Source organism: Rhodococcus sp. RS1C4, assembly GCF_002258225.1.
In the GTDB taxonomy this organism is placed as follows: Bacteria; Actinomycetota; Actinomycetes; order Mycobacteriales; family Mycobacteriaceae; genus Rhodococcoides; species Rhodococcoides fascians_E.
This window is the reverse complement of record NZ_NOXZ01000007.1, coordinates 15,174-34,936: the sequence shown is the minus strand read 5'-3', so window position 1 is coordinate 34,936 and position 19,763 is coordinate 15,174. Positions and strand designations below refer to the sequence as shown.

At 65.2% G+C, this 19,763-nt stretch carries 18 protein-coding genes; 10 read left to right on the top strand and 8 right to left on the bottom strand.

Going from position 1 to position 19,763, the window contains the following annotated elements; genetic code table 11:
* Positions 1 to 11: 11 nt before the first annotated feature.
* Positions 12 to 1,688, top strand: coding sequence for a BCCT family transporter (locus CH289_RS01655; RefSeq protein WP_256976923.1), 1,677 nt, complete (start codon positions 12 to 14; stop codon positions 1,686 to 1,688).
* Here CH289_RS01655 and CH289_RS01650 read toward each other — a convergent pair.
* Entirely contained in the window at positions 1,639 to 3,180 is a 1,542-nt protein-coding gene (locus CH289_RS01650; protein ID WP_020111400.1) for a dolichyl-phosphate-mannose--protein mannosyltransferase, read from the bottom strand. The two genes, CH289_RS01655 and CH289_RS01650, sit on opposite strands and share 50 nt — an antisense overlap.
* A gap of 36 nt (positions 3,181 to 3,216) precedes the next feature.
* Between CH289_RS01650 and rsmI the strand changes: the two genes are divergently transcribed.
* Positions 3,217 to 4,065, top strand: coding sequence for a 16S rRNA (cytidine(1402)-2'-O)-methyltransferase (rsmI, locus tag CH289_RS01645; RefSeq protein WP_033190765.1), 849 nt, complete (start codon positions 3,217 to 3,219; stop codon positions 4,063 to 4,065).
* Here the strand turns inward: rsmI and CH289_RS01640 are convergent.
* Both CH289_RS01640 and CH289_RS01635 read right to left on the bottom strand, forming a co-directional pair.
* Positions 4,042 to 4,470, bottom strand: coding sequence for an SRPBCC family protein (locus CH289_RS01640; protein ID WP_020111398.1), 429 nt, complete (start codon positions 4,468 to 4,470; stop codon positions 4,042 to 4,044). The genes rsmI and CH289_RS01640 overlap by 24 nt on opposite strands.
* Positions 4,471 to 4,485: 15 nt before the next feature.
* A complete protein-coding gene (locus CH289_RS01635; RefSeq protein ID WP_094727096.1) occupies positions 4,486 to 5,517 on the bottom strand; it encodes an alpha/beta hydrolase in 1,032 nt (343 codons plus the stop codon).
* Positions 5,518 to 5,634: 117 nt separating this feature from the next.
* On the opposite strand from CH289_RS01635, the gene CH289_RS01630 reads away from it, so the two are divergent.
* On the top strand, positions 5,635 to 7,017 hold the full coding sequence (locus CH289_RS01630) for a WS/DGAT/MGAT family O-acyltransferase (protein WP_094727094.1): 1,383 nt from the start codon (positions 5,635 to 5,637) through the stop codon (positions 7,015 to 7,017).
* Between the two features lie 11 nt (positions 7,018 to 7,028).
* Here CH289_RS01630 and metG read toward each other — a convergent pair whose 3' ends face one another.
* Complete coding sequence (gene metG / locus CH289_RS01625; protein WP_094727092.1) at positions 7,029 to 8,585, bottom strand: methionine--tRNA ligase; 1,557 nt, start codon at positions 8,583 to 8,585, stop codon at positions 7,029 to 7,031.
* 20 nt (positions 8,586 to 8,605) lie between these two features.
* On the opposite strand from metG, the gene CH289_RS01620 reads away from it, so the two are divergent.
* The 3 genes from CH289_RS01620 to rsmA all read left to right on the top strand — a co-directional run bounded on the left by CH289_RS01620 (position 8,606) and on the right by rsmA (position 11,677).
* Entirely contained in the window at positions 8,606 to 9,436 is an 831-nt protein-coding gene (locus CH289_RS01620; RefSeq protein ID WP_037161478.1) for a TatD family hydrolase, read from the top strand.
* Between the two features lie 201 nt (positions 9,437 to 9,637).
* The gene (locus CH289_RS01615; protein WP_037143933.1) at positions 9,638 to 10,765 is read left to right on the top strand and encodes a resuscitation-promoting factor; all 1,128 of its coding nucleotides are present in this window, start codon (positions 9,638 to 9,640) and stop codon (positions 10,763 to 10,765) included.
* A 36-nt stretch (positions 10,766 to 10,801) separates the two neighbouring features.
* Positions 10,802 to 11,677, top strand: coding sequence for a 16S rRNA (adenine(1518)-N(6)/adenine(1519)-N(6))-dimethyltransferase RsmA (gene rsmA / locus CH289_RS01610; RefSeq protein WP_019664538.1), 876 nt, complete (start codon positions 10,802 to 10,804; stop codon positions 11,675 to 11,677).
* An 11-nt stretch (positions 11,678 to 11,688) separates the two neighbouring features.
* Here the strand turns inward: rsmA and CH289_RS01605 are convergent, their stop codons facing one another.
* Complete coding sequence (locus CH289_RS01605) at positions 11,689 to 12,675, bottom strand: helix-turn-helix transcriptional regulator (protein WP_094727090.1); 987 nt, start codon at positions 12,673 to 12,675, stop codon at positions 11,689 to 11,691.
* Positions 12,676 to 12,745: 70 nt separating this feature from the next.
* Here CH289_RS01605 and CH289_RS01600 point away from each other — a divergent pair, with 70 nt between their 5' ends.
* The 4 genes from CH289_RS01600 (at position 12,746) to CH289_RS01585 (ending at position 16,707) form a co-directional block, all read left to right on the top strand.
* Complete coding sequence (locus CH289_RS01600) at positions 12,746 to 13,681, top strand: 4-(cytidine 5'-diphospho)-2-C-methyl-D-erythritol kinase (RefSeq protein ID WP_027498738.1); 936 nt, start codon at positions 12,746 to 12,748, stop codon at positions 13,679 to 13,681.
* Positions 13,681 to 15,477: an ABC-F family ATP-binding cassette domain-containing protein gene (locus tag CH289_RS01595; RefSeq protein WP_094727088.1), complete on the top strand. Its 1,797-nt coding sequence runs from the start codon at positions 13,681 to 13,683 to the stop codon at positions 15,475 to 15,477. Before CH289_RS01600 ends, CH289_RS01595 begins: the two co-directional genes overlap by 1 nt.
* 91 nt (positions 15,478 to 15,568) lie before the next feature.
* Positions 15,569 to 16,033 carry a GNAT family N-acetyltransferase gene (locus CH289_RS01590; RefSeq protein WP_020111390.1) on the top strand — a complete coding sequence of 155 codons (465 nt, stop codon included), beginning with the start codon at positions 15,569 to 15,571 and terminating at the stop codon, positions 16,031 to 16,033.
* Positions 16,030 to 16,707: a DUF4166 domain-containing protein gene (locus CH289_RS01585; RefSeq protein WP_094727086.1), complete on the top strand. Its 678-nt coding sequence runs from the start codon at positions 16,030 to 16,032 to the stop codon at positions 16,705 to 16,707. The genes CH289_RS01590 and CH289_RS01585 overlap by 4 nt, the downstream gene beginning before the upstream one ends.
* 9 nt (positions 16,708 to 16,716) lie before the next feature.
* Here CH289_RS01585 and CH289_RS01580 read toward each other — a convergent pair whose 3' ends face one another.
* The 3 genes from CH289_RS01580 to CH289_RS01570 form a co-directional block, all read right to left on the bottom strand.
* Positions 16,717 to 17,328: a hypothetical protein gene (locus tag CH289_RS01580; protein WP_033190771.1), complete on the bottom strand. Its 612-nt coding sequence runs from the start codon at positions 17,326 to 17,328 to the stop codon at positions 16,717 to 16,719.
* A 92-nt stretch (positions 17,329 to 17,420) separates the two neighbouring features.
* Positions 17,421 to 18,074 (bottom strand): nicotinamide riboside transporter PnuC, encoded by a 654-nt coding sequence (gene pnuC, locus CH289_RS01575; RefSeq protein ID WP_033190772.1) that lies wholly within the window; start codon positions 18,072 to 18,074, stop codon positions 17,421 to 17,423.
* A complete protein-coding gene (locus CH289_RS01570) occupies positions 18,074 to 19,735 on the bottom strand; it encodes a peptide chain release factor 3 (RefSeq protein ID WP_020111386.1) in 1,662 nt (553 codons plus the stop codon). The genes pnuC and CH289_RS01570 overlap by 1 nt, the downstream gene beginning before the upstream one ends.
* Between the last annotated feature and the right edge of the window lie 28 nt (positions 19,736 to 19,763).

The window sequence follows — 19,763 nt, the reverse complement described above, 5'->3', positions numbered from 1 at the left end:
TCACTTCACCTATGGCAACGAATACCGAGCGGTCCCAGGGTTCAGTCGTTTCCGGATCGACACCGCACCCACCGCGCACGGATTACCTGGTGTTCGGCACGACGGCAGCGATCACCGCCGCGATTCTGGTGTGGGGCCTGCTCGCTGCCGACTCGCTCGAATCCACGACGACGTCGATCTTGAGCTGGTTGGTGACCAACATCGGGTGGCTGTTCATCATCGCGGCCTCGGGGTTCGTCGTGTTCTCGATCTACCTCGCAGTCAGCAAGTTCGGCAGGATTCCGCTCGGAAAAGACGGCGAGAAGCCGGAATTCAAGACCGTCAGCTGGATCGCCATGATGTTCAGTGCCGGCATGGGGATCGGGTTGATGTTCTTCGGCGTCGCAGAACCCCTGTCTCACTTCGTTTCTCCGCCCCCGGGATCGGACGGCACCGTCGGGGCGGCGATGGCGACGACGATGTTCCACTGGAGTCTGCACCCGTGGTCCATCTACGCGGTGGTCGGACTCGCCGTGGCCTACGGAACATATCGACGCGGCCGTAAGCAGCTGATCAGTTCGGCGTTCATCCCGTTGCTGGGGCGCCGTGCGGAGGGCCCCATCGGCAAGGTCATCGACATCCTCGCGATCTTCGCCACCATGTTCGGCACCGCCGCGTCGCTCGGTCTCGGCGCACTCCAGATCGGCTCGGGATTTCAGGTTCTCGGCTGGCTGGGGGAGGCGGGCACCCTGCTGCTCGTCGCGATCGTGGCACTGTTGACGCTCGCCTTCGTCGCCTCGGCAGTCTCGGGCGTCGCGAAAGGCATCCAGTGGTTGTCCAACATCAACATGGTGCTGGCGCTGGTTCTCGCGGTCTTCGTCTTCGTCCTCGGACCGACCGTGTTGATACTCAATCTGATTCCGACGACCATCGGTGACTACGCCAGCCAGCTCGTGCACATGTCGGCTCGGTCCGCAGCGGCAGGCGACGGCGGCGAAACCGCCACCTGGTTGTCGTCGTGGACCATCTTCTACTGGGCATGGTGGGTGTCCTGGACGCCGTTCGTCGGCATGTTCCTCGCACGAATCAGCCGCGGCCGCACCGTCCGCGAGTTCGTCATCGGCGTCATCCTCGTGCCCAGCACGGTGAGCCTGGTCTGGTTCTCCATTTTCGGTGGAGCGGGCATCGCCGAACAACAGAACGGAATCGATCTCGCGGGCCGGGACAGCAGCGAGTCCCAATTGTTCGGCATGCTCGAGAACCTGCCCGTCGCAGGGATTTCGAGTGTCCTGGTCATGGTGCTCGTGGCCATCTTCTTCGTCTCGGGAGCCGACGCCGCATCGATGGTGATGGGCACACTGAGCCAACGCGGTAGTCAGGAACCGAGCAGATGGGTCGTCGTGTTCTGGGGCGTGCTCACCGGCGGCATCGCCGCGCTGATGCTGTGGACCGGCGGCGCCGACGCACTGAACGGGCTCCAGACCATGACCATCATCGCCGCCGCACCGTTCGTGCTCGTGATGATCGGGCTGTGCATCTCGCTCTACCGCGACCTCTCCCACGACCCCCTTGTGAGCAGAACTCGGACTCCGGGTCGCTCCGCGGGCTCCGCTCCAGCCGGCCAGGGCCTACCTTTCCACTCACGTGCGGGGGAGGGGTCTAACGCCAGGAAGGCAACCAGAGCTGCTGCTGCCACAGATCCGGAGTGATGGGCATTCCCGTCAGGATCGGCCACAACCAGATGAAGTTCGCCACGACGAGCGCCACGTAGAGGCACACGAGCATCAGCCCCGTGCCACGTCGCTCCACCGACGCTCGCGCCCGGCCGATGATCTGCCCCAGGATCAGTGCGAATCCCATGACCATGAACGGCGCGAGCGCGACAGCGTAGAAGTAGTACATCTGCCGATCCAGCGTGGCGAACCACGGCAGATACGCTGCGCCGTAGCCGGTCAGCACGACGGCGAATCGCCAATCCCGACGGACCAGCATCATCCACAGGCACCACAGCAGCATCGGAACCGCGAGCCACCACATGGCCGGGGTGCCGATGAGCATGATCGCCTTGACGCACGAGCTCGCCGAGCATCCCTGAACGGTGTCGCCCTCGGCGAAGTAGTACAGCATCGGCCGCAGACCCATCGGCCACGTCCACGGCTTCGACTCCCACGGGTGGACGTTGCCCGCCGAGTTCGTCAGACCCGAGTGGAACGTGAGCACGTTGCCGCTGTAGTACCACAGTGATCGCAGCGCAGCGGGCACGAACGAGAACGGCCCGTCCGTGCCGATCTGGTTGCCGACGGCATGTCGGTTCACGCTGGTCTCGCTGGCGAACCACCCTGCGTAGGTGCACAGGTACACGATCAGCGGAATCACCACCAGCGCGTAGAGCGCGGGTCCGATGTCGCGTACTGCCGTGCCGATCCACGGCCGCTGCACCCCGCTCGCACGCCGCGCCGCGAGATCGAACGCGACCGACAACAGACCGAAGAACACGATGAAATAGATCCCGGACCACTTGGTTCCGCACGCCAAGCCCAGCAGGATTCCCGCGCCGAACCTCCACCAGCGCACCCCCATTCGTGGGCCGTACACGCTGGCGGCGATGCGACCCTCCGCCTGGACCTTCGCCATGCGTCGTCGAACGTCGTCTCGGTCGACGACCAGACACCCCATCGCGGCCGTCACGAAGAACGCCAGGAAGATGTCCAACATCCCGATGCGCGACGAGACGAACGTGACGCCGTCGACGGTCAGCAGAATGCCCGCGATCGCACCGACCAGCGTCGAGCGGGCAAGACGCCGCACGATCCGAATCACGATCAGCACCAGCAGCGTTCCCGCAACCGCCGCGGAGAACCGCCAGCCCCACCCGTTGTAGCCGAAGAGTGCCTCGCCGACGGCGATCAGCTGCTTTCCGACCGGAGGGTGAACCACCAATCCGTACCCGGGGTTGTCCTCGATCCCGCCGCCGGTGAACACCTGCCAGCCCTGCGGCGCGTAATGCTTCTCGTCGAACACCGGAGTACCGGCATCGGTGGGGTAGCGCAGCATCGCGAACCGCGTGACGGCCGCGAGCGCCGTGATCACCAGAGTGACGATCCACCCCCGCCGACGATCGGTGTCGCGGTAATAGTCGGCAGCGGGTGTACTCGGCCCCGGACTGACTACGTATCGCTCGGTCGACTCGCGTAGGGCCACACACCGATCGTAGGGGTCGAGGCCCGGTGGAGAAGAATGGGCGCCATGCTGATCCTTGCCGCAACACCGATGGGCGATCTGGGTGACGCGTCCCAGCGACTCCGCGACGCCTTGGCCACGGCCGACGTCGTCGCAGCCGAAGACACCCGCCGGACGAAACAGCTGGCGTCGGGGCTCGGGGTCGCCATCACCGGCAAGATCGTCAGCTTCTACGACCAGGTGGAGACGACCCGGCTTCCCGGGCTGGTCGACGCTGTCCGCGACGGCAAATCGGTCCTGCTCGTCACCGACGCCGGAATGCCGTCGGTCAGTGACCCCGGCTACCGCCTCGTCGCCGCATGCGTCGACGCCGACCTGCCGGTGACGTGCCTACCCGGCCCGTCCGCAGTCACCACCGCCCTCGCACTCTCCGGATTGCCCGTCGAACGCTTCTGCTTCGACGGCTTCCCGCCGCGCAAACAAGGCGGCCGACGCCGATTCTTCGAATCCCTCGCCACCGAATCGCGCGCCTGCGTCTTCTTCGAGGCCCCTCATCGCCTCTCCGACTGCCTCGCCGACGCCGTCGCAGTACTCGGCCCCGACCGCCGCGCCGCGGTCTGCAGAGAGCTCACCAAGACCTACGAGGAAGTCAAGAGAGGCACCCTCGGCGAACTCGCCGACTGGGCTGCCGACGGAGTACGCGGAGAAATTACCGTCGTCCTCGCCGGAGCCGTCGCCGTGGCGTCGGAACCGGAAGACCTCATCGACGACGTCGAGGAGCTGGTGGCGTCGGGCATGCGGTTGAAGGATGCCTGTGCCCAGTTGGCAGTCGGCGGCGTGTCCAAGCGGGATCTCTACGAGGCGGTCCTGGCTGCGAGAAGCTCAGCCGACGACTTGCTGACGTAGCCCTTCGGTTGCGGCCGCGAGGATAGTCTTGGTGCCCTTCTTGACGAGGAAACCCGGGATCGGGATCTTCGGGTCGACCGTCAGTGAGAACGTCACGTGTGTTCCCTTGTCGGTCGGAGTGAGGGTGTACTCGCCGTGCTGGGACTTCTGCTGCGAACCCTCGACGAGGTCCCAGACGACTTTGTCGTCCGCCCAGGTGTATTCGACGGTCTGCTCGTCGTTGATGCCGAGGATCGATACCGACATCTTCACGTGATGGGGCTTGCCGTCGTCGAATCGGTCGATGATCTCGATCTTCTTGTGGACGGGCGACCACGCGGGTAGCCCTTCGACGTCCATGAGTACGTCCAACACCGCTGCCGGCTCGGCCGCGATGTCGACCTCTGTATCTGCTGTGACTGCCATGAGAAGAAAGGTAACTCAGGCGGAGTCGGCAGTGGCCGACATTGGGCTGTGGACTTTGACGAACGCGCCGAATTTGCGTACCGCGCGGTGCGCTTCGGGCACGAAGTCGGCGGCCTGGAACACGTGTACCTGGTTGTCCCACACCTGAAGTTCGCAGTCGACGCCTGCTGCGGCGAGGCGCTCGGCCATCAGTTCGGCGTCGGCGAGCACCATTTCGGTGGAACCCGCCTGGATCAGAACCGGAGGTAGGCCGACGAGATCCGCGTCGACGGGTGAAACTCGTGGTCCCCGTTCGCCTTCGACGACGATGCGGGCATCCACTCGGTCGGCGAGGACCGTCAGGGCGGGTACGGCCCCGGCAGGGAAGACCGCGCACTTCGATGCGTTGGCGTGTTCGAGCTTGCCGCTGGGGTCCATGTCGGTCAGCGGCGACATGGTCGCGATACCAGCCGGTGTCGGCAGTCCGAGATCGCGCAGCATCAGAGCGACCATGAAGGCGAGGTACCCGCCTGCGGAGTCGCCGGCGATGACGATCTGGTCGGCGCGGTACCCGGATTCCAACAGGAAGCGGAAACCGTCGACGCCGTCCTCCACCGCATGTGCGATGGGGTTGCGCGGCATCATCCGGTAGTCGACCGACAGAACCGGAGCGTCCGCGCTGGCCGAGACACGTGAAGTCAGACGCCGGTGGCTGTTCAGCCCGCAACAGACGAAGGCGCCTCCGTGCAGGTAGAGCACCACGCGGTCGTTGGAAACGCGCTCGGCGCGGATCCATTCCGCCTCGCACTCGGCGAGCGTGACTTTGCTGTGGCGGGTTCCCTTGAGCGGCGGCACCAGCATTCCCGCGTAATCGACGAGGCCCATCGGCCACGGAAGAGCGGACGTCTTGGACCACACCGTGAGGAAGGGGCGAACCGTGAGCTGCAGATACGTCGAAAGAGCGCGCGAGTGAAAGCTGCGACCGTGCATGTCGAGCCTGGTGGGGACGCCTCCGGGCGTCGGCTGGGGCAGAGCGGTGAGCACGGTGGTCATCGTCCTCGCCTCCATTTCGCGTCTTCTTGGAACTCCTGGTAACGGACAATAACCCGTGACCTAGTCTGTCTAAACATGCGGTCGTGTTCGATGTCACACCGTGATCGAAACTAGGCGGAAAGGTGATCGCAGATGGCGCTCATGCCTGTTACCGAGTCCATGTTCTTGATCGCGGAGTCTCGCGAACACCCTATGCACGTCGGCGGATTGCAGTTGTTCGTTCCGCCTGGTGACCCCCACGAATTTGCAGAAGAAATCCACAAACAATTCACAACGGGCGACGTTCACGATCTGTTTCGAAAACGCCCCGGCCGACCGGTGAACGTCATGGGAAGCCTCACCTGGTCGAGGGAAGACGACATCGATTTCGAATACCACGTGAGGCGCGTGGTACTGCCTGCTCCTGGTCGCATCAGAGAACTCTTCCAATTTCTCTCGCTGCACCACAGTGCACCCCTCGACCGGTACCGGCCGATGTGGGAACTGCACATCATCGAGGGCCTCGCCGACGGCCGGATCGCGCTCTACACCAAGGTTCACCACTCGCTCGTCGACGGTGTGTCCGCGCTCAAGCTGATGTTGAACACCCTCACCACCGACCCCGACGACCGCACCGGCGTCGCCACGTGGGATCCGTCGCTGTTCCGGGAGAAGAAGCGCAAGGAAGCGCCGGGAGCGCTGGAAAGGGTCTCCGGGGGGTTGTCTCTCGGTCGCAAGCTTGCCGGCGACATCGCGGACTTCGTACCTGCCGCAGCACGATTGGGCGTGCGCGCCGTCCGCAACGAAGGTGCGCAACTGCCGCTGCGTGCGCCGCGAACGATGTTCAACGTGCCGATCGGTGGTGCGCGACGCTTCGCGGCCGAAAGCTGGTCGATCAGCCGAATGAACGCGGTCGCAAAGGCATTGGACGTTACCCTGAACGACATTCTGCTCGCCATGTGCTCGGGAGCCCTACGGGGATATCTGATCGATCAGGACGCCTTGCCTGAATCACCCTTGATCGCAATGGTTCCCGTCTCGCTCCGCAAGCCGGGCGAGGACAGCGGACCGGGCAACTCCGTATCCACCATCCTGTGCAATCTCGGTACACACCAACCGGATCCGCTGGACCGGCTCGCCACCATCACCGACTCCACCGTCAAGGGCAAGGACATGATGCGGGAGTTCAACACTCTCGAATCCCTCGCCTTCGGCGCCGTCACCATGCTGCCACTGCTCTTCGGACCGGTACCCGGCTTCGTCAACAACACCCCGCCGCCGTTCAACGTCATCATCTCCAACGTCCCCGGAACGAAGGACGAACTGTACTGGAACGGCGCCAAACTCGACGGAATCTACCCGGCGTCCATCGTCTGCGACGGCATGGCATTGAACATCACCGTCGCAAGCAACGGCGACTCGCTCAACTTCGGCCTCATCGGCTGCCGTCGCAGCGTCCCACACCTGCAGCGCATGCTCACACACCTGGAGAACTCACTGGAGGAACTGGAGAAGGCGGTCTCGGCGTCTGCGTGAGGGGTGAACCCTCAGACGTCCTTCACCTCGTATTTGGGGAAGACCGGTGACGGTGCGGGCAGAGGCGAACCCGGCACGATGCGGGTGCCGATGTCGGAGAACTGGTTCGCCGGGCCGCCGAGGAGTTCGAGGATGCGAGCCGCCGATCCTGGCATCACCGGCTGCACCAGAATGCCGACGATGCGCAGGACTTCGAGCGTCACGTACAGCACGGTGGCCATACGGTCCGGGTCGGTCTTGCGCAGCACCCACGGTTCCTGCTGGGAGAAGTAGCGGTTGGTCTCGCCGAGTACCGACCAGATCGCTTCCAGTGCCGTGTGCAGCGCTTGGACGTCGAATTCGCGTCGGCAGATCTCGAGCAGTGCATCGGCGCGGGCCAGCAAAGCTTCGTCGTCGGTCGTGAACGGTCCCGGCGTCGGGACCGTTCCTTCGAGGTTCTTGGCCACCATCGTCAGCGAGCGCTGCGCGAGGTTGCCGAGCTCGTTGGACAGGTCTGCGTTCATGCGGGTGACGATGGCCTCGGCGCTGTAGCTACCGTCCTGGCCGTAGGAGACCTCGCGCAGCAGGAAGAAGCGCAGCGGGTCCAGGCCGAACTCGTCGACGAGCGCGAACGGGTCGACGACGTTGCCGACCGACTTCGACATCTTCTCGCCCTTGTTGTTCAGGAATCCGTGCACGAACACCCGCTTGGGCAGCTCGATGCCCGCGGACATGAGGAACGCCGGCCAGTACACGGTGTGGAAGCGCGTGATGTCCTTGCCGATGATGTGCAGGTCAGCGGGCCAATACTTGGCGAACTTCTCCGACGATGCGTCCGGGTAGCCGACGCCGGTGAGGTAGTTGGTCAAGGCGTCGACCCAGACGTACATGACGTGCTCGGGATCGTTCGGGACCTGCACGCCCCAGTCGAACGTGGTGCGCGAGATGGACAGGTCCTTCAGTCCACCCTTGACGAAGCTGACGATTTCGTTGCGCCGCGTGTTGGGCGCGATGAAGTCGGGGCTGCTGTCGTACAGCTCGAGCAACTTGTCCTGGTACGCCGACAGCTTGAAGAAGTACGTCGACTCCTCGGTCCACTCCACCGGCGTGTTCGTCTCGGTGGCCACGCGGGTCCCGTCGTCGGCGACGGTCGTTTCGCCCTCGGTGTAGAACGCCTCGTCGCGTACCGAGTACCAACCGGAGTACGTGTCCAGGTAGATGTCGCCGCGCTCGACCATCTTCGACCAGATCGCTTTGCTGGCCTCGTGGTGATCGGCGTCCGTCGTGCGGATGAATCGGTCGTAGGAGATGCCGAGTGTCTCGTCGAGCTTCTTGAACACGTCGGAGTTGCGCGTCGCGAGGTCGCGGACGTCGATGCCCTCTTTGGTGGCCGTCTGCTGCATCTTCAGGCCGTGCTCGTCCGTGCCGGTCAAGAACATGACGTCGTATCCGTCGAGTCGCTTGAATCGAGCGATCACGTCCGTCGAGATGTACTCGTATGCGTGGCCGATGTGCGGGACACCGTTGGGGTACGCAATGGCGGTCGTGACGTAGAAGGTGGGCCGTGAGGCATCAGCTGGCGCAGTCATGGTGCGCCTACTCTATCGGCGTGAGTAGAGAACGTCCTGCACCACCTTTGCCGGAAGCGCTGTCGCCACTCGTCGACGCGCACACACACCTCGACGCCTGCGGCGCATCCGACGCCGGGAGCGTGGCCGAGATCCTGGATCGGGCCGAGTCCGTCGGCGTCGGGAGAGTCGTGACCGTCGCCGACGACCTCGAGGCCGCGCGCTTCGCCGTCGACGCCGCGAACTGGGACTCTCGGGTCTGGGCGGCCGTCGCGATCCACCCGACGCGGGCCAACGTTCTCGACGACGACGTCAAGGCGGAGATCGAGCGGCTGGCGTCGGATCCTCGGGTCGTGGCCGTTGGCGAGACGGGGCTCGACTACTACTGGCCGGGCAAGCTCGACGGGTGCGCGACCGTCCCCGAGCAGCAGGACGGTTTCCGCTGGCACATCGACCTGGCAAAGCGGCTCGGTAAGCCGTTGATGATCCACAACCGCGAGGCCGACGACGACCTGCTGTCGGTGTTGACGGACGAGGGCGCGCCGGAGACGGTGATCTTCCATTGCTTCTCCTCGGGTCCGGAGACCGCGCGAGCGTGCATCGACGCCGGCTACGTGCTCAGCCTCTCCGGCACGGTCAGCTTCAAGAACGCCCATGCACTGCGCGAAGCGGCCGTGCTGATTCCGGACGGCCAACTGCTCGTCGAGACCGACGCGCCGTTCCTGACGCCGCATCCCTTCCGCGGTGCACCGAACGAGTCGTACTGCCTTCCGTACACAGTGCGCGCATTGGCGGACATCCGCGGTGCCGATCCGGTCGAGCTCGCGTCGCACGTCACCGCCAACGCCGAGCGGGTGTACGGCCTCTCCTGACGCCTACTTTCGCTCACCTTCCAGTCATCCGCTCGTGTTGCAACCTGTGCGAGTGACTGAAACGTGTGCGGCAGCGGCCCCGGGTGACCGAACGTCACGTTCGCTCCGGACCGGGTGAGCAGAGTTGCGGTAGCTCCATCAATTCGTTACCGTACCGTGATCCAGCCGACGGGCTCTGCCCGAAGAACTCAGGAATTGCTTGTGTCCAGTATTGCTCGCCTGAACTCCTCCAGGTCCACGATGTTGTACCTGGTGGTCGCTGCGCTGCTGGCCACTCTGATCGTCGGGGGCGCCACCGCGGTCGCACGTCACAAAACGGTGACGATCGACGTCGATGGCGAAATGATCACGCTCAGCACCATGACGGGAGACGTCAACGGTGCTCTGCAGGCCGCAGGCTACGAAACAGGCGACAAGGACCTGGTAGCACCCTCGGGTGACTCGGAATTGTCGGATGGTGAGACGGTCGTCCTCCGTCGCGCTCGAGAGCTGAGTGTGACGGTGGACGGCCAGCCTCAGCAGATCTGGACGACCGCGCTGACCGTCGACGAGGCGTTGCAGCAGATGGATCTGGCCGAGGATGTGCACGTGTCCGCGTCGCGCGGCGAACGTCTTCCGCTGGAGGGCACCGAACTGGACGTGGCGTTGCCCAAGGCAGTGTCCCTGGTCGACGGCGCCGCACCTGCCGCACCGCTGACCCTGGCTGCGCCCACCGTGCGTGAGTTCCTGGAGGAAGCGGGCAAGCCGCTCGAGCAGGCCGACACCGTGACCCCCGCGCCGGACGAGAAGGTCGAGGACGGCACCGAGATCGTCGTCACCCGTGACCGTACCGAGACCAAGACCGAGACCACCGACGTCGAGCCTCCGGAGCAGCGCATCGAGGACCCGACGATGAACATGTCCAGGACCGTCGTCGAGAACCCGGGTTCGCCGGGCGTCTCCGACATCACCTGGGAGATCAACACCGTCAACGGCCAGGAAGTGGGCCGCGAGAAGGTCGACGAGGACATCCAGGTTCCCGCACAGCCCAAGGTCGTGCGTGTCGGAGCGAAGCCGGGAACCGAGGTCCCGCCCGTCGAGAACGGTGCGATCTGGGATGCGCTCGCGCAGTGCGAGGCAACCGGCAACTGGGCCATCAACACCGGCAACGGCTTCTTCGGCGGCGTGCAGTTCGATCAGAACACCTGGGAACGTCAGGGCGGACTGAAGTACGCCCCCCGCGCGGACCTGGCCACCCGCGAGGAACAGATCGCCATCGCGTCCGTCACGCAGAAGTCCCAGGGCTGGGGCGCCTGGCCCGCGTGCACCTCGCGACTCGGCTATCGGTGACGAACCATCGAGTGACGGGTGCGTAGAGTTTTCACAGTGTCCGAACATGTGAGAGAACCCGCGGCGCTGCTCGGACCCGCGGAAGTACGGTCTCTCGCCGCAGAACTGGATGTCCGTCCCACCAAGCAACTCGGACAGAACTTCGTCCACGACGCCAACACCGTCCGTCGCATCGTCGCCTCGGCGGGTGTCGGGGGAGCGGACACCGTGCTCGAGGTCGGCCCCGGACTCGGCTCGCTGACGCTGGCGCTTCTCGATGTCGCCGACGCTGTGATCGCGGTCGAGATCGATCCCAAGCTCGCCGCACGGTTGCCGCAGACGGCAGCCGAACGAGCGCCGTCACACGCCGACCAGTTGACCGTCGTCGAGTTCGACGCGCTTCGGGTCACTGCTGCGGACATTCCCGGTGACCCGTCCGCTCTGGTCGCGAACCTGCCGTACAACGTGGCGGTTCCGGTTCTGCTGCACCTGTTCTCGCAGTTGCCGACGCTGCGCACCGCATTGGTCATGGTGCAGGCCGAGGTTGCGGACAGGCTGGCGGCGGACCCGGGTAGCAAGATCTACGGAATCCCGAGCGTCAAGGCCAACTTCTTCGGCACCGTCAAACGCGCAGGCTCCGTCGGGCGTTCGGTGTTCTGGCCGGTGCCGAAGGTCGAATCAGGACTGGTTCGTATCGATCGGTACGCCGAGCCTCCGTGGCCGATGGACGACGAGCACCGCCGTCGCGTCTTCGCCGTCGTCGACGCAGCATTCGCGCAGCGCCGAAAGACGTTGAGAGCAGCGCTTGCCGGATGGGCGGGTTCGCCGGTAGAAGCCGAGCGGCGTCTGCGTGAAGCCGACATCGACCCCAGTGCCCGCGGGGAAACCATCGACGCCGCGGCATTCGTGCGGTTGGCGGGCACTCGAGCCTGAGGGTTCACCCCTCATCGCTCGACTGTCGAGCGCACACTCGCCAGATACCGTTCGCTGAGAAGGCGGTGTCGCTGAGCCACTTTCAGGCACTCGTCGCGCAGTTCGGGCGGGTCGAGGACGGTGAACGGCGTGTCGAAGGCCGAGAGCCATCGTGCGATGGAGGCGAGTGAGTCACCGGACAGGATGAGGGTGCACGCGTCCTCGGAGCCGGATTCGAGGGTGCCCCACTGCTCGTCGACCATCGGTGCAATCGTTTCGATGGATGCCGCCAGTTCGATGCGTGCCTGCACTCGGGTGAAGGTGCGGTCGATTCCGGCGGCGACGAATGCCGCGGCACCGCCGTCGGGAAGTGGTCGCGGGGTGAATCGCGGGCCGGTGGGGATCTTGGGTTCCAGCCTGTCCACGCGGAAAGAACGCCAGTCCTCGCGCAGCAGGTCCCACCCGAGCAGATACCAGCGTGCCCCCGAACGTACGAGGCTGTAGGGCTCGACTTCGCGGCGGACTTCCGTGCCGTCGTGGCGGCGGTAGTCGAACCTGAGGCGTTCGTGGTTGTGACAGACCCCGGCGACGGTCGACAGCACCGTGGCGTCGACCGCAGACACCGCCGTGCGTTCGACGACGTCGATCCGCAATGCGTCGAGGCGGTGCTGGATGCGCGACGGCATCACCTGGCGCAACTTGGTCAGCGCGCGCAGCGACGCCTCCCCGATGCCCGCTACGGAGCCTCCTGCTGCGGATTGAAGGCCGAAGGCGACGGCGAGGGCTTCGTCGTCGTCCAGGAGCAGCGGTGGCATCTCGGCACCCGCACCGAGTTGGTATCCGCCGCCCACCCCGGCCGTCGCGTTCACGGGGTACCCGATCTCGCGGAGTTTGTCGACGTCGCGGCGGACGGTGCGCGGCGTGACGTTCAGCCTGTCGGCCAGGTCGGCTCCGGCCCAATCACGACGTGTCTGGAGCAGTGACAGCAGCTTGAGCAGTCGTGCAGATGTTTCCCGCATGGGTTCGATGATGGCAGGTATTGCGGACGGATGCTGTCCTCGAACCGATGCTCGATTAGTCTTGAACACCGTGCTCTCAGTTGTCCACAGTCCCGTTGTCGTTCGGGCTCCGTCCAAGGTCAACCTGCATCTGTCCGTGGGTGACCTCCGCGAGGACGGCTACCACGAACTGACGACCGTCTTTCAGGCGCTCTCGCTGTCCGACGAGGTCTCGGTGGTGCCGTCGCAGGGGCTGAAGGTGATCGTCAAGGGCGCCGACGCGAAGAGTGTGCCGACGGACGAGCGGAACCTCGTGTGGAAGGCCGCCGTGCTTCTGGCGGACAAGGTGGGGCGTGAACCTCTCGTCGAGATCACGATCGACAAGGGAATCCCCGTCGCGGGCGGCATGGCCGGTGGTAGTTCCGATGCCGCAGCGACCCTCGTCGCACTCGATTCGCTGTGGAAGCTGGACCTCTCGCGCAGCGAACTCAGTGATCTCGCCGCTCAGCTCGGCAGTGATGTCCCCTTCGTTCTGCACGGCGGAACAGCGGTAGGGACGGGCCGCGGCGAGAAGCTGCTTCCGGTGTTGTCACGCAACAGTTTCCACTGGGTTCTGGCGCTGGCCAAGGGCGGATTACAGACTCCTGCCGTCTTCGCCGAACTGGACGAGCTGAGGGCGAAAGGCGATCCGCCCCGGTTGGGTGATCCGGACGCCCTGATGCAGGCCCTGGTGAGCGGCGACGCGCACGCTCTCGCTCCACTTCTAGGCAACGACCTCCAAGCGGCGGCGGTGTCGCTCCTGCCGCAGCTGCGTCGTACGTTGCGAGCAGGCCTGACCGCAGGTGCTCTGGCCGGGATCGTGTCCGGATCCGGCCCGACCTGCGCATTTCTCTGTGCCGATTCCGATACCGCGGTGTCGGTCGGCGCCGAACTCTCCGGTGCAGGCGTCTGCCGTACCGTGCGTGTCGCGAGCGGACCCGTTCCCGGCGCTCGTGTAGTCACTAGTGAATCGATTGGTTTCCCCTGATGGTCAATCTCGTCAATCTCGAAAACGTCTCCAAGTCCTTCGGTGTCAAACCGCTGCTCGACGGCGTCTCGCTCGGTGTGCAGGAGGGCGAGCGCATCGGCATGGTCGGCCTCAACGGAGGCGGCAAGACAACCACTCTCGAAGTGCTCGCAGGTCTCGAACCACCGGATTCCGGGCGCGTCAGCCGCGTCGGCGGGCTGCGGATGGCCGTCGTGACGCAGCGCGGGGTTCTGCCGCCGGGATCGACCGTCGGACAGGTCGTTCTGGATCCGCTCGGCATGGCCGAGCACGAGTGGGCCGGTGATTCGCGGGTCCGCAACATCCTGACCGGCATCGGTATCGCGGACCTCGGTCCTGCGGGCAGCTCGGGTCTCGACGCCACCATCGAAAACCTGTCCGGCGGCGAGCGTCGCCGGGTCGCGTTGGCGGCAGCCCTGGTTCAGGATCTGGATCTGCTGGTGCTGGACGAGCCGACCAACCACCTCGACGTCGAGGGTGTGCAATGGCTTGCGGCTCATCTGGTGTCGCGGCGCAGTGCGCTCGTCGTCGTGACACACGATCGGTGGTTCCTCGACACCGTCGCCAACCAGACGTGGGAAGTAGTCGGCGGCAAGGTCGAGACGTACGAGGGTGGGTACAACGACTGGATCTTCGCGCGCGCCGAACGTGCCCGCCAGGCCGATGCGTCGGAAGAGCGTCGTCGCAACCTCGCACGTAAGGAGCTCGCCTGGCTGCGGCGCGGTGCTCCGGCTCGAACGTCCAAGCCCAAGTACAGGATCGAAGCCGCCGAGGCCCTTATCGCCGACGTGCCTGCGCCTCGAGATTCCGTGGCATTGGCGTCGTTCGCGAAGCGCAGGCTCGGACGGGTCGTCATCGAACTCGAGGACGCCCGCCTCGAAACTCCCGACGGCCGTGAGCTGGTGAAGGACTTCACGTGGCGTCTGGCGCCGGGTGAACGCGTCGGACTCGTCGGCGTCAACGGTTCCGGCAAGACGACGCTGCTGCGTACCCTCGCGGGCGAGCTGGAACCGGCGACCGGCAAGAGGATTCAAGGTCAGACCGTGGAGATCGGTTGGCTGAGACAGGAATTGGACGATCTGCCGAAGAACCTGCGTGTTCTCGACGCCGTCAAGGAAGTCGCGGAGCGAATCACCCTCGGTGACAAGGAGATCTCCGCCGGTCAATTGGCCGAACGATTGGGGTTCACGCCTGCGCGGCAACGCACGCCCGTCGGCGATCTGTCCGGCGGCGAGCGTCGCAGGCTTCAGCTGACGCGTGTGCTCATGGCCGAGCCGAACGTGCTGCTGCTGGACGAGCCGACCAACGACCTGGACATCGATACGCTGCAGCAGCTCGAGGACCTGCTCGACGGTTGGGCCGGAACTCTCGTCGTGATCAGCCACGATCGTTACCTGATCGAACGTATCTGTGATTCGACGTGGGCTCTGTTCGGTGACGGCAAGCTCACCAACCTGCCCGGAGGGATCGAGGAGTACCTGCGGCGTCGTGCGGTTCTCGCGGCCGAGGCGACGCCGGATTCCCTGACGACCGGGGGGACGGCGAAGAAGGCGGTGCGCGACGCCGCGTCCGAGCGGGCAGCGCGTAAGGAACTGAGCAAGCTCGAGAAGCTGGTGGTCCGGTTGTCGGATCGCGAGATCGCGCTGCACGCGGAACTCGCGGAAGCGGCCACGGATCCGGGCAAGCTCGTGGAACTCGACGCTGAGTTGAAGAAGGTTCTGGCGGACAAGGACGTCGCCGAGGAACGCTGGATGGAACTGGCTGCCGAGCTCGACTGACCTAAGTGAGTGGCAACGTGGTGCCTATGGTCACTCCGCGGGCTCCGCTCCTGCCCCTGCCCTACATTTCCGCTCACATAGGGTGGGGTGCATGAACCCGACGCTGGTGCTCATGGACCCCGAGCGAGTCCGGCAATGGCTCGCGGGTACCAGGGAACGGTACGTGGCCGAACGCGTCGCGACGGGAGAGACGCAGGCCGAGGCGGAAGCCAATGCGGAGATTTCCTACCGGCTCACATTCCCCGGTGGAGTGCCCACGCCGACCCAGCGCATCTTCGACGTGTTCGACGACGACGTACGCGTCGGCTACCTGTGGATCGCTCCGCGAAACGACGCGGAACCGCTGCACTGGTGGGTGTGGGACATCGAGATCGACGAGGAGTTCCGCGGTCGGGGGCTCGGCCGGGCGACGATGCGGCTGGCAGAGGATTCCGCTCGGTCGGAGGGAGCTGTGTCGTTGGGGCTCAACGTCTTCGGTGGCAACGCCGTCGCTCGGCAGTTGTACACCTCGTTGGACTATCGGGAAACGTCGATTCAGATGAGGAAAGACCTATGACATCCGTCGTGCGTACCGCTCTCGGTAGCGAGTTCGAGAAGCTCCATCCGAAGGTGCAGTGGAGGTTCGGTCTCGCATCCGGAGACCACCGATGCCAGCTCGGAGTGGGTGTCATGGAAGAAATGCGGCACTCGACGTTGATTCCGCCGCCGGTGCTGTGGCTCGGCGGAAAACGTGGGCTGTTTCCCGGTGGGCGGGGGACGGACGTGCCGTTCACGATCGAAAACTATGCGTACGTCGACGCTGTCGGCCGCGAGACCATGGCGTTCATTCGTCGGTTCGCGTTCGCCGGATCACCTCAGGGGATGAACTCGGTGATGGTGACGCCCGCTCGCACGCCCGGCGCGGACTTCGCGCTGGACTACCTCGGCTTCTCCTCGGACATGATCGTCCGAACGACGTGCTCGGTCGACTCCGCCGGCGGCCTCGTCCTGGAGAGCGGTGCGCCGCGGGTACTGGGAATCAGGATTCCGCAGCTGGCGTCGGCTCTGACCTCCGCGCGGGAGTGGTGGGACGAAGACGAACAGAAGCACCGGGTGCAGATCGACGTCACGAGTCCGCTGCTGGGCACGCTGTTCCACTATCACGGCTGGTTCACCGCAGAAGAACACGAGTGCGCTCCGGCCGACATTCCGGCCGGAGCACACCCGTCGAAGCTGGTGGAACGGGAGTGACCTAGCGGGTCAGCGGTAACCCTTGGCCGGGTTCAGCAGGTCGAGAACGATGGTCTGGCCGTTGGATCGAACGTGAATCTCGGGGTTCTGCAGACCGCCGGACACCAGGTACTCGCCGAGGAGCTGCAGCAGCTCGTCCGGGCCGACGGACGTGTCCGGGGTGCGGATGTCGCCGGTGCGGCTACCGAGCTCGTTCTGAGTGAGGCGGCCCGCGATGCGCACGGACGCGACGCCCATGGCGGTGCGGCGGTCAGGGGCTCCGCCGCGGCCGGCGGCCGTGGACGTCGAGCCCGACGAGTGGGTGGAACGGCCATTGGTAGGCAGGCCGTGCTCGGAGATCTGATCGCTAGTAGTCACTTCAACCTCGTTCGAATCCTTGGAGGGCTGCTTCGGCGTTGTGCTGTCGGCTTCTTGCTTCGTCTCGGCCTTCGATGCGGAGTTCTCGGTCGACTTCGCCGCTACTGGGTCCGCAGCCGCACTGTCGGTCGCCGCGTCCGAGGGGGAGTTCGACTTGGACGCCGAGACGCCGCTGGCCAGCTTGGGAGTAGGCGTGCTCAACCGGTGAGCCGGCGCCTGGCCGATCTTGATTCCCGCCAGCGGATAGCTGGATCCCTGCGTCATAGCGAGCCCTGCGTCATATCCAACCCCACATCAGAAGCGTGAAAACCTACTCGAAGTCCGTTCGGACCACCGAAGAATAACACTTCACCCGTTTAAGCGGAGATTTTCGAAGTACCGTTCGCCTTCTGAATGCGCAGCCACACCACGAAACCCCAGGCCACAAAGGCTGCGTACACAAGATACAGAAATGCGGACGGGTAGAAACCGGCACGGAACAGCAGCGGCACACCCACCACGTCGACGCCGATCCAGATCAGCCAGAATTCGGTGATTCCCCGTGCCATGCCGAACGTCGCGAGCAAGGATCCGGTGAAGATCCACGCGTCGGCCCATTTGCCGTAGGACCCGAGGTACCCGAACAGCTGGGCGAAGGCAGCGGTGCCGACGACCATCACCGCGATCATCGCGATGCGTTCCTTCGTCGACGCCCACCGCGGCAACACCGCCGTCTTGCGGGCCCGCGAGGTGCGCAGCCACTGCGACCAGCCGTAGACGCTGACCGCGATGAACAGCAACTGGCGCCCGGCTTGCCCGTACAGATCCAATGCCTGCGGCGTGTGAAAGGCGCCGCCGAGGAACACGGTGAACAGCAAGGCGTTGCCGATGATCCCCACCGGCCACGCCCACACCACTCGCCGCATTCCCCCGATCGCCGACGCCAGGCCGAAGCCGTTGCCTACGATCTCGCGCCACAGGATGGGGTGTCCCGCGATGGAGACCTGCGCGTCGAGCAGCCCGAGGAGCACTATTCGCCCGCGGCGACGAGAGGCTCCAGCGTCAGTTCGGGCATTTCCTTCTCCAGGTACTGCAGACGCCACTTGTCGCTGACGAGTGCCAGCAACGCGCCGTCGGTGCGAGTGAAGACCTCGACGCCGCGCTGGCGGCCGAGTTCGACGGCGGATTCGGTGTCGGTGCGGCGTGCGACGGAGTAGCCGAGCGGTTCGAGCCGGGCGTCGACGCCGAACTCGGACTTCATGCGGGCGGTGACTACCTCGAACTGCATCGGCCCGACGGCGGCGAGGACAGGGGAGGCGTCGCCGCGAATGTCGTTGCGCAACACCTGAACCACGCCTTCGGAGTCCATCTGTTCCACGGCGCGACGGAACTTCTTGTACTTGTCCGCGCTGTCGACCCGCAGGGCAGCAAAGTGTTCGGGCGCGAAGGACGGGATGGGTGGAAACTCCACCTTCTTGTCGGTGAACAGGGTGTGACCCGGTGCCAGCGCGGTGGCGTTGACCAAGCCGACGACGTCGCCCGGGTAAGCGTTCTCCACGGTGGTGCGTTCACGGCCGAACACCGTCAGCGCGTACTTCGTCGTGAACGGTTTACCGGTCTGCGCGTGGGTGACCACCATGCCGCGCTCGAACACGCCGGACACGACGCGCATGAACGCCAACCGGTCGCGGTGCGCGGTGTCCATTCCCGCCTGGACCTTGAAGACGACGGCGCTGAAGGGATCGGTGACGTCTCGGACACCGCCCTTGACGTCGTCGCGCGGGCCGGGTGCGGGCGCGAGGGCGACCAGCGTGTCGAGGATCTGGCGGACACCGAAGTTCAGCATCGCGGAACCGAAGATCACCGGCGACGTCTGCCCCGCCAGGAACAGCTCCTGGTCGTGCGCCTGCCCGCTCGAGACCAGCAACTCGCTCTCCTCGAGAGCCGTCTCCCATTCGTCACCCTCGCGGGCGGCCGCGGCGTCGGCGTCGAGCAATTCCTCGGGGGCGATGGTCGCGCCGCCCGCGGTTCGGGTGAACCGGATGTAGTTGCCTGCGCGGACGTCGAGCAGACCGCGGAAGTCGCCCGCGATACCGACGGGCCAGTACAAGGGCGTCGGCGTCAGGCCGATCCGCTGCTCGATCTCGTCGAGAAGTTCCAACGGCGACTGGCCGGGGCGGTCCCACTTGTTGATGACGGTGATGACCGGGATACCGAACTGTCGGCACACCTGGAAGAGCTTGAGTGTCTGCGGTTCGAGGCCTTTGGCAGCGTCGATGAGCATGACCGCGGCGTCGACGGCCGTCAGGACGCGGTAGGTGTCCTCGGAGAAGTCGGCGTGACCAGGGGTGTCCACGAGGTTGATGACGTTGGTGTCGTCGACGGCGGCGTCGACCTGGTAGTTGAACTGCAAGGCCGTCGAACTGACCGAGATGCCTCGCGCCTTCTCCATCTCCATCCAGTCGGAGACGGTGGAGCGCCTGCCTGCCTTGCCGTGGATCGCGCCTGCCTCGGAAATGACACGAGCGTGCAGCGCCAGAGCCTCGGTGAGCGTCGACTTACCGGCGTCGGGATGGGAGATGACGGCGAACGTCCGGCGCCTGGACACCTCGGCGGGAAGTTCCTTGTGAGCGTTCTTGGGGGCCGACTCGGTGGGCGCAGTGTTGGTCTCGACCGAATCCGGCGTACTCAAGCGAACCTCTTCTATTCACGGGGGCGGT

What these genes read in the sequence shown, in the direction of transcription:
- CH289_RS01655 (WP_256976923.1), top strand. Translation starts at nt 12, where the DNA reads ATGGCAACGAATACCGAGCGGTCCCAGGGTTCAGTCGTTTCCGGATCG.
- rsmI (WP_033190765.1), top strand. Translation starts at nt 3,217, where the DNA reads ATGGGCGCCATGCTGATCCTTGCCGCAACACCGATGGGCGATCTGGGT.
- CH289_RS01640 (WP_020111398.1), bottom strand. Translation starts at nt 4,470, where the DNA reads ATGGCAGTCACAGCAGATACAGAGGTCGACATCGCGGCCGAGCCGGCA.
- CH289_RS01635 (WP_094727096.1), bottom strand. Translation starts at nt 5,517, where the DNA reads ATGGAGGCGAGGACGATGACCACCGTGCTCACCGCTCTGCCCCAGCCG.
- CH289_RS01630 (WP_094727094.1), top strand. Translation starts at nt 5,635, where the DNA reads ATGGCGCTCATGCCTGTTACCGAGTCCATGTTCTTGATCGCGGAGTCT.
- metG (WP_094727092.1), bottom strand. Translation starts at nt 8,585, where the DNA reads ATGACTGCGCCAGCTGATGCCTCACGGCCCACCTTCTACGTCACGACC.
- CH289_RS01605 (WP_094727090.1), bottom strand. Translation starts at nt 12,675, where the DNA reads ATGCGGGAAACATCTGCACGACTGCTCAAGCTGCTGTCACTGCTCCAG.
- CH289_RS01595 (WP_094727088.1), top strand. Translation starts at nt 13,681, where the DNA reads ATGGTCAATCTCGTCAATCTCGAAAACGTCTCCAAGTCCTTCGGTGTC.
- CH289_RS01590 (WP_020111390.1), top strand. Translation starts at nt 15,569, where the DNA reads ATGAACCCGACGCTGGTGCTCATGGACCCCGAGCGAGTCCGGCAATGG.
- CH289_RS01585 (WP_094727086.1), top strand. Translation starts at nt 16,030, where the DNA reads ATGACATCCGTCGTGCGTACCGCTCTCGGTAGCGAGTTCGAGAAGCTC.
- CH289_RS01580 (WP_033190771.1), bottom strand. Translation starts at nt 17,328, where the DNA reads ATGACGCAGGGATCCAGCTATCCGCTGGCGGGAATCAAGATCGGCCAG.